Origin of the sequence: Aneurinibacillus danicus, assembly GCF_007991215.1 — a bacterium.
Classification (GTDB): domain Bacteria; phylum Bacillota; class Bacilli; order Aneurinibacillales; family Aneurinibacillaceae; genus Aneurinibacillus; species Aneurinibacillus danicus.
In genome coordinates this window covers 20,624-29,614 of sequence record NZ_BJXX01000046.1, presented here as the reverse complement: position 1 = coordinate 29,614, position 8,991 = coordinate 20,624, and the positions used below count along the sequence as shown (strand labels likewise).

The 8,991-nt window shown below is 42.5% G+C and carries 9 protein-coding genes; 1 reads left to right on the top strand and 8 read right to left on the bottom strand.

The features are described 5' to 3' along the window. Positions 1–68: 68 nt before the first annotated feature. On the bottom strand, positions 69–191 hold the full coding sequence (locus ADA01nite_RS04900; protein WP_281285981.1) for a hypothetical protein: 123 nt from the start codon (positions 189–191) through the stop codon (positions 69–71). Positions 192–443: 252 nt separating this feature from the next. Next, positions 444–1,118: a DUF421 domain-containing protein gene (locus tag ADA01nite_RS04895; protein WP_246147220.1), complete on the bottom strand. Its 675-nt coding sequence runs from the start codon at positions 1,116–1,118 to the stop codon at positions 444–446. A 424-nt stretch (positions 1,119–1,542) separates the two neighbouring features. Here ADA01nite_RS04895 and ADA01nite_RS04890 point away from each other — a divergent pair, with 424 nt between their 5' ends. Continuing rightward, positions 1,543–3,078 carry a phospholipase D-like domain-containing protein gene (locus ADA01nite_RS04890; RefSeq protein WP_146808831.1) on the top strand — a complete coding sequence of 512 codons (1,536 nt, stop codon included), beginning with the start codon at positions 1,543–1,545 and terminating at the stop codon, positions 3,076–3,078. A 379-nt stretch (positions 3,079–3,457) separates the two neighbouring features. Here ADA01nite_RS04890 and ADA01nite_RS04885 read toward each other — a convergent pair whose 3' ends face one another. The 6 genes from ADA01nite_RS04885 to ADA01nite_RS04860 all read right to left on the bottom strand — a co-directional run bounded on the left by ADA01nite_RS04885 (position 3,458) and on the right by ADA01nite_RS04860 (position 8,958). Further along, on the bottom strand, positions 3,458–4,027 hold the full coding sequence (locus ADA01nite_RS04885) for a Uma2 family endonuclease (RefSeq protein WP_146808830.1): 570 nt from the start codon (positions 4,025–4,027) through the stop codon (positions 3,458–3,460). 61 nt (positions 4,028–4,088) lie between these two features. After that, positions 4,089–4,457, bottom strand: coding sequence for a GIY-YIG nuclease family protein (locus tag ADA01nite_RS04880; protein ID WP_146808828.1), 369 nt, complete (start codon positions 4,455–4,457; stop codon positions 4,089–4,091). Then, entirely contained in the window at positions 4,441–5,049 is a 609-nt protein-coding gene (locus ADA01nite_RS04875) for a YqiA/YcfP family alpha/beta fold hydrolase (RefSeq protein WP_146808825.1), read from the bottom strand. Before ADA01nite_RS04875 ends, ADA01nite_RS04880 begins: the two co-directional genes overlap by 17 nt. A 216-nt stretch (positions 5,050–5,265) precedes the next feature. Further along, positions 5,266–6,351 (bottom strand): Ger(x)C family spore germination protein, encoded by a 1,086-nt coding sequence (locus ADA01nite_RS04870; protein WP_146808823.1) that lies wholly within the window; start codon positions 6,349–6,351, stop codon positions 5,266–5,268. A 2-nt stretch (positions 6,352–6,353) separates the two neighbouring features. Beyond that, positions 6,354–7,469, bottom strand: coding sequence for a GerAB/ArcD/ProY family transporter (locus ADA01nite_RS04865; RefSeq protein WP_146808821.1), 1,116 nt, complete (start codon positions 7,467–7,469; stop codon positions 6,354–6,356). Position 7,470: 1 nt separating this feature from the next. Then, a complete protein-coding gene (locus tag ADA01nite_RS04860; protein ID WP_146808819.1) occupies positions 7,471–8,958 on the bottom strand; it encodes a spore germination protein in 1,488 nt (495 codons plus the stop codon). Between the last annotated feature and the right edge of the window lie 33 nt (positions 8,959–8,991).

The window sequence follows — 8,991 nt, the reverse complement described above, 5'->3', positions numbered from 1 at the left end:
TTATTAACTTATCTTATTTTTGCTCTTTACGTTAAAAGCACTGGCGAAGCTGTTTGTCAAAGAAACGCTTAGAAAACATTATATAACTGAAAAATCAGATGATATCTGGTTGTATCAGCTAAATAACGAAAGTCGACGATATTAATGGTAATGGTTCGGCACAACTCCCCATAATCCATACCCTCTTTCATCTGGAATGATGAATTAAATTTCTTCTTCAAAACGTCTTACATTATCATTTTTTCCAGATTTTACACTGGATATGATTTGTTTTGAAAAGACCCATGATACATCCGTGCTTGTCGATCTTGCACATCTTCTTTTGAACTATCGATTCCCGTCGTAATACGAAAAAAATCCTTAAAATTAAGGACCTAATGAAACTCCTCGTCATTAAATATCGTTTATTTTGATCTGTGCAATAGTCTGAGTGGTTAAGGGGATTAAGAATAGGGCACTATATAAATCCCCTCGTTTTCCTTCCATTCAGCATATAAAATGTCTTTCACTTGATTTATCCCATGAGACTGTATCTGCAGCTCCAACCATTTTTTATCAAAACCTACAGCTTTAAGATTGTCCCAAATAATTTCCCCGTCAGTTATCAAAGTTGTTGGCAAATATACCGGTTTTGGTGTTAGATTCAAATCTTGTTGCTTTACGGTTTCATAGTTCGATTTTTTAAGAACGCTGATATTCCCGTTTGATTCCAATATGGCATATTCTACTTCACGCACCGAAAAAACATTAGCTAGCCGTAACATATACATCAAATCGTGGATATTAATCCTGTTCTTTTTTAATTCTTTTCGAATGATCCTTCCATTTCGAATTACGACAGATGGACTCCCGTCGATCAAACTTCTTATTTTCAAAGACTTCTGCCCTAAAATTTTCATGGTAAACATGAGCACTCCCCACAAAAATAAAGAGTACAGCATCGTTAGGACTGTTGCCTTTTCGTCATACAGTGCATTTCCTAAGATCTCTCCTAAAAAAATAGCAGAAATAAAATCAAACGGGGTTACCTGACTGAATTGTGTTTTTCCTAACATCTTGGTAATGATGAACAGGCCAATAAAGCCCAATAAAAGTTCAATCGTTAAATGGAGATACAAACGTATTCCCCCTTTCTACCGCCGGATAAGCATCAAATGTAAGGGAAACGATCTTGATAGCTCTTGATTTTTTGTGCCGTGTTATGAATTATCGCTTCCATATAACCCATCCAAAAAAATATATTTATATGGGTATTATTAACTCCCTTCGTAGAAATATTCCTACAAGACACCATATTTGCCGTAATGCATTTTAAGCCTCCACTTTCATTTAAGATTTTCAAAAGTAACGCCTATTTGTATGCATAAGATGATTCATCGGAATAGGAGGGAGCCTTACATAGCCCGAATCAGAATCAAGCTTAGCACACCCGCCTCCAATGAAAATTTGAACTTTACTCCCCGAGCGTATCATTCGAAATTCCAAGCGTATACGCACGTCACAGTTTGCATATGTTATAGGATAAACAAGGAGGAATTTCAGTTGGTGTGGATTCTTTGGCTGTATCTATTCAATACGTTCTTTATGTTAATCGTAGCGATCCGCGAGGTACGCCGGCCGGCCAAGGCTTTGAATTGGCTAACCATCTGCCTCATTTTACCTGTCATCGGTTTCGGACTCTATCTCAGCACATCAAATCCCGTGCGTATCCGTCGAGAAAGACTGACGTCTCCGCATAATGAGTCGGACACGTTGCCTAATTCATTCAGCCGCTCAGCCTCCGTCATCGCTCATGCTTTACGGCATTTGACCGTGCATGGCCTTCGGGCTGGCCGAGTTCAAGTACTTACGAACGGCATTGAAACATATGAAAAACTCATCGAATCCCTACAGAACGCCCAAAAAACGATTGATCTGGAATATTTCATATACCGGGATGACCAAATTGGCAGACGTATCACGGATCTGCTGATCGAACGGGCCGCGGCCGGTGTGCGGATCCGCTTTGTGAGAGACGGTTGGGGGAGCCGGAAATTTCCGCGGACTCAGATCATTCGGATGATGGATGCAGGGATTGAATGCCGTACGGTTTTTCCCATGCGCTTCCCTTGGGTATTGTCCAATTGGAATTACCGGGATCATTGTAAGATCGTCGTGATCGACGGAAAGGAAGCTTTTACAGGTGGTATTAACGTCGGGTATGAGTATACGGGATTAAAACCGAACGTAGGGTTCTGGCGCGACACCCATGTGCGAATCGTAGGTGAAGCTGCAGTTGATTTGCAGGCTGTCTTCGACGCCCATTGGAACATCGCTTCGCCGGAACGGAGGAAGACGAGGACACGCTGGAACACAAAAGTTGAGGGTACGCGAAAGCCTATTCAGGGTCCAAGGCATATATCGCAGAACATTGCTCCATCCGGCAGGACCGCTCTTTCCGGATGGTCCACAGAATGGGGCGCTGAGTTGGGTACCATAAATGGCAACGACGTTGACACCGTCCCGAGCACAGAGGCGTTGCAGAAAGCGTATGTGCAAACGTTGGAAGGTAATCCTGGAATCCCTACTCAAGTCATCCGGCAGGCGTACTTTATTTGCGTGACACAAGCGGCCCAGACCATTGACATCACCACCCCCTACTTTGTACCCGATGCAGATATCATCATGGCGATAAAGACAGCCGTGGCGCGCGGTGTGCGTGTAAGATTGCTGGTTCCTCGCCAAGTGGATCTCTCAACCGTGATCGTGGGCGCTGCAAGCCGTACTTACTATGGAGAACTGTTGGAAGCCGGGGTCCATATCTACCTGTACAACAAAGGTGTGTTGCACGCGAAGCTGATGATCATCGATGGGGAGATTGCCGAAGTAGGCGCCGCAAACTATGATATGAGAAGTTTTCGCCTGGATTACGAGGTGTGCGAAGTCTTGTACAGTGCCGACGTGGCGCGGGAACTCACGGAACAATTCGAGCGCGATCTCACTGATTCCGTACCGTTGCGCATGGAAGATTTGCTTCGGCGCTCCCGTTCACAGCGCATTCTCGATCAAGGAGCACGCCTGCTTTCCCCGTTGTTATAGCCCGCACACGCTCCGCTGCTTCGCCGCACTTTGGACCATGCACAGTGGGTCGGGCTATTCACCTTGGCTTTGGCATTTTTGGGGGAAGAAAGAAGAACTTCAGAATAAGAAGTTAAAAGCAGTAGCCACTCATAAAGATACAGGGGAAGAGGCAGATCCTTTAGGGAAATACATGTACACGGCCCCCGAGCTTACGTATAGTCATATACTCGTCAATGTCTCACCCGTCTTATGCGCCCGCCAATCGCCGTCTGCTACAAACACACCTTCCTTATCCAGCCACTCTCGCTTTTCATTTTTCCTCCTTTGTAGCGATGTTAGAGTGGTTTCCGCAAAGTTGGTGGCCCTTCTGTTCGTATTCTTTATAAAGAGAGCCGGCCTATCGCTCAATCTTGAATATCGTTCTTATATCAATCATTACATCCTCAAATACGAATGACTTTAGCTCGTCCTTTTCTCCGTACGTTGTCCTTTTAGTAAAATAGCCATCACTCAAGCCGTGAACATGAATCATTTTGTTCACCGGATCTACAATCCAGTATTCTTTAACACCAAACTGCTGATATACAGCGAATTTTTCGTTGTAATCCTTCAGAGCGGTTGAGGGTGACAATACCTCCACCACTAATGTCGGTGCACCGTAGCACCCTTTCTTTGTAATTTGCTTCTCATCACAGATGACTGAAATGTCCGGCTGTACGACATGGTCCGGATGCTCATAGTTTCCGTTTTCGCTAAAGAACACGTCAAATGGCGATACAAATACACGGCAATCTATATTTTTAAAGAAATTCCGTAAAGCAAAGAAGAGCTCCCCAACAATAAATTGATGTTCTGAAGAGGGAGCAGGAGTCATATTGTATGCTTTGCCATGAATCAGTTCCCATCTGCCTTCCCATACCAGCCAATCCTTATATGTGTAGGTTTTGGATTCGTCAGGAATTTTCACCGTTCATTCCCCCGTGCCGTTGCATTTATTGTTATTATACCACACGGCGAAACCAGCCCTTTCAACAATAAAACAGGTGCGCCGGACACCGGCAGTCTGACGAGCCGAATCCGCGCACCGGAATAGCACCCTGCTTCTCCTCCAGCAGGCGCGCAAATAGACCGCACTCCCCTTCTTTCCCAGAGTACGTACACACTTCCGTAATCTCCGCATAAGGACGCAGATAATCCAGATGCCAGCGCAGCGGCTTCTCTTTTCGGATGTGCCGATTAATCCTTGCCTCGATATTGCGCTTGGCGCTCCCGACATAGATGTATATGCCTGCAGAAAATATAAAGGTGCCCAGCCTGCCCACCGTAATTTTCACTGTTTCAGGCAAGTACATCTCAATACTATAGAGCGTGTGCTTCGGATTAACCTTCCACTCCATCCTGCCTATGATCCCTCTCTTTTTTAACGAGTTCAAAATAAATGCGACGTATCTCTCCCTGAATCCGTTCCAAATCCGCAAACTGGTGACCGCCTTTAGCAAACGATACGAACGTTCCGCAGCCAACCAGCATTTTCTTCGTCTGCGTATGGTCCAGCCGCTCATCGTCCTCGCATACGAAAGCATGCAGCAGCCCGTGGTCGCCTTCCAGATATACTTCCGGAAACATGTCGCGTAATTGCTTAATGTGCTCTTCTGTAAACACGAAAGGTTCGCCGGTATTGTAATTGACGTTATCACCCAGGCAGTCCATCAACGACGCGAACGGCATAAGCGAAGGATTCAGCAGCACGGCATGGCAGCCGTATTTGGCAGAAAGATAGTAGGCATAGAAGCCGCCCAGGCTGGATCCGACCAGTAAAATCGGCTCCCCTTTATATTTTTCGACAATGCTTTCCAACTCCCGAATCGCAGCCCTCGGTTCAACGGGCAAATCGGGCGATAGGATCATTTCCCCGGGAAATACGCTGCGTAAAAACGCATGCTTGGTATTGTCGCCTGAAGAGGAAAATCCATGAATGTTTACTAGCATACATACCTCCCCGACTATGTTTTAGTGGTGAAAATCAGGAGTAAAGAAAGAGGCGAAGAGGAAAGAAGATCCAGGGTAGAAAAAGGCGTTCGCCTTTTTTCCCATTGAAATCATTCCTTCATTCTCTTCCCTCTTTTCCTTTATACCACAAAAGTCAGCCGTCCTTCCCTTTATTTTCATGTCGGGGTTACTGCTAAAAAGCTATGGTGGTTTTGTTTATCTGCTCACATTCGTCAAAGGTTTAATATGAAGCTGATAATCGACGTTAATCTCCATTTTCTTCCAGTAATTTAACCATTCTTTTTCACTGATTGGCTTCGTAAAGGGGGTAAGTGAGAATTTTCCTAATTGCAGAGGATCCACTTTCCACTCTTGCATTTTTTTTAGTAACTTTGTTGTTTGTTTTTCCAAATAAGATTCGATCTCTTTATTGAGAATAGCTAATTCATCATTTCTGAGTATATTTTTAACCCCTCGGTATTCCTCGAGTCTGCCGTTCAGATCGATTTTGATGGAAATCGACGAATATTTTCCATCTAATTCCATATGGACATTGGAACGAACATTACCTATGGTTGTTGATAATTCTGGTATAGGGAAAAGTTTAAGGTAATGATCGTTGTCAATGAGTTGGAAGATTTGATCGTCCATGTTTTTGACGGTCGCTTTTAGTTTGTCATGCCGGAAAAAAGCAGTACCCTCGTATGTGAAATTTTCATTGCTGACCTTGAAGACTGGCATGATCGGATATGAAAATGGGGAGTATAACTTTTTTTTAAATTGATGCAAATTAACTACACTCATTTCACCTTGATTATTTTTCTCGTAGTGTTTGAACATGCGATAAAGAAAATAATCAAGTTTTTCTTGTTTATCCAGTTGATTTTTTATGTAATCTTCAAAATTCCCTTTCACAATCACGAGATAAAGGCGTTGGGAAATAGCAGGGTCTGTCAATAAAGTATTAATCAGTGAAATGACTCCTTTTTTAGCAAGTTCTTCATTGATTAACACAATTCGAGTTTGTCCGGTTTTCAATTCACGATAATACTTTAAATTAAATTCCTTTCCCCCCTGCTTCAGCAGGTCAACTCGTAGGGTGAAAAGACGCTTTTTTTCTTTAATCAGTGGCGGCACCAACGTGCTGATTTTTAACTTTCCTTCTCCCCCATCATTGATAGACCAGAAAATCACAGGGGCGATTTCTTCGATCATATTGTTCTCCATAGTTGGGAAACATCCTGTCGTCAACACGATACTGCTCAGCATGGCCAATAACACAGCCCGTTTTATATGCCCCATGCCTAGATATGCCCCTTTCGTTTGATGGCAATCAAAAGGAATGCTGGAACTAAAAAGTAAGTTAATGCCCCTAACCAAATCTGAATGTCTACCCAAATGTTCGGTTCTGCTCCTGCTTTCCAGAACCACTCATTTACAATGATCATACATATAAAAATCGTAATACAACTTGTCATAAAACCGATTCGGGTGGTCTGTTCATGTAATCTTCCTACGATAATTCGGACAGCTCCATAGAAGTATAACAAGAAAATGGAAATGGCAAACACGAAATGAAACATATGTACAGAGATCAAAATAATATCAATTCGATCAAAAACGGGAGACTGCAGGTATCGGATCATATCAATCACTGGAAACTTGCTTTTGCTCAAGTAATTGGAACCAAAAAATAATAACGATGCAACAAACAAAAGTAAATATTCAAGGACAGACATCGCATTCGCTATTGTCAAATATTTCAGCATCTTTTGTTTTGAGTTTAACCAAGGAACCAAGCATATTAAATATTCCGGTCCTGACAAAGATGACCAAATGAATAGCAACCCTTTCCAGGAATGCATCGACCAGTCTACCGGTATCAAGGGATATAAATCGTATAGAGAAGCAATCGGCGGAAAGAAAAAGGGAAAATACACTAAAATAATCCACACAGTACTTAAAAATGCAATAACGACAAAGCGTATCGTTTTCTCCATTCCTTGAGCGGCTACATACCAGCTAATCAACAAAATAAAAAGAATCATCCAATTAGTATTCATCAAGGGAAATATAAATTGATAAACAACTTCCACATAACCTAGTGCGATTACGGTTATTTTGATTAAAATTACAAATAGCCCGATAAAAGCAAAAAAACGAACCATCCGTTCACCAAAAAGCTGCACAAACCCTTGATAACCTTTTGCTGAATAATCCGAAGCAAACCATTTTGATAGCATCGTTAGATTGATCTGCGATAAAATTCCTATGGCAATAATTCCCCAAATCATGTAGGGATGAACCAAATGCGAGGGCATGATTAGGATAAAGTAGAGCATTTGAAGCCGGTTCACCATGAACATAACATACACACCGCTAGAGGTAGACGTTTTATCATATAACGAAAATGCTGTCACGTTATCTTCTCCTTCGGCTGTATCGCCATTTCTGCAGGGGGCGTAAATAATCGGGACGAGTTTTCATCCAATGTAAGGGACCTCGAATAAAAAGATCAATCCAATCCTTCCCGTAAAAGGGAGCTACCGGTGCAAAATAAGGTTGTTTCAGTGAAGTAAGTGCATTCAGATGAGCTAGAAGTCCTATCATCCCAAACACGATTCCCAGAACTCCCAGAAAAGACGAAAGTATAAGAAAAGCAAATTGAATCAACGTGGTTGATTTGGTCATCAGATAATTGGGAACCAAAAACGAAGCAATGGCGGAAATACCGACCACAACAATTAACACTTTGCTGACGAAGCCGGCTTCAACCGTAGCTTGCCCAATGACAATGCCGCCAATCACGCCTAATGTTTGACCTGATTTTGTCGGCATTCGCAGACTTGCTTCTCTTATAATTTCCAGGGTGATCAACATCAGAAACGCTTCCCAAAATGGAGTTAAGGGCAATTTGCTTCTGGATTCCAATAAAACAGAAAAAATTTCCAGCGGAATCATCTGATAGTGATGTGTGGTTAACGCTACATAAAGAGGTACCGTTGTTATCGAAAGAAAGTAGCTTATATATCGAATGCAGCGCAAAAAACTGGCAACTAGCCAACGATGGATGTAATCCTCAGGAGATTGGAAAAGATGAAAAAATGTCATTGGAGCAACTAAGGCAAACGGCGTATTATCTACCAGAAGAGTAAGTTTACCGATACCCAAAGAAAAAGCACAGACATCCGGGCGGTCGGTTTGTTGAAACTGTGGAAATACGCTATGAGTATGATCTTCCATGAAAGTGGCAATATGGGACGAATCAAGAAACAGATCAAAATCAATAGTAGAGAGTTTATTTCTTGCAATGGAAATAAATTCGGGATTGATCAATCCTTCGATGTACATGAGTACAACCGTTGTTTTACTTAGAGAACCGACTGTAAATTTCTCCGTTTTTAATGTGGTCAAAGGAATCCGACTGCGAATCATTGTAATATTCTGCTCTACTTCTTCACTGAAGCTGTCTTTCGGACCGTATAAAATGGTTTCCGTTTGAGATGTTTCGATGGCACGACTCAATGGATTTTCGAGACGAGCGGCCCACCATTGATTCTGCAAAGAGTCATTCAGAAGAACGGACCCTAACATCAGTTGTTTTTGTGCCTCCTCCAAAGTGATAATTTTTGATACTTTGGAGGCCGCAATACATTCATAAATCGTGTCTTGAGAACAGCGGGTCAACGGTTCGATAATGGCTTCATTCAAACGCTCCTGGTCGATTAACGTTCTTATGTACAGAAGTGTAACCTTTTGATCATTTTTGGTGTTGCGTTCAATGATTTCTGCATCATCCATGTTGGCTACAGTATGTCTAAGGGCATCTATCGTTACAGCTGCCTGAGCCGTATTTCGAGGTTCATTTTTCCCATGCTCGGCCTTACTCCTACTCTTTTTCCAAAACATCAATCCCCATCACCTTATGGAATATATTTGACA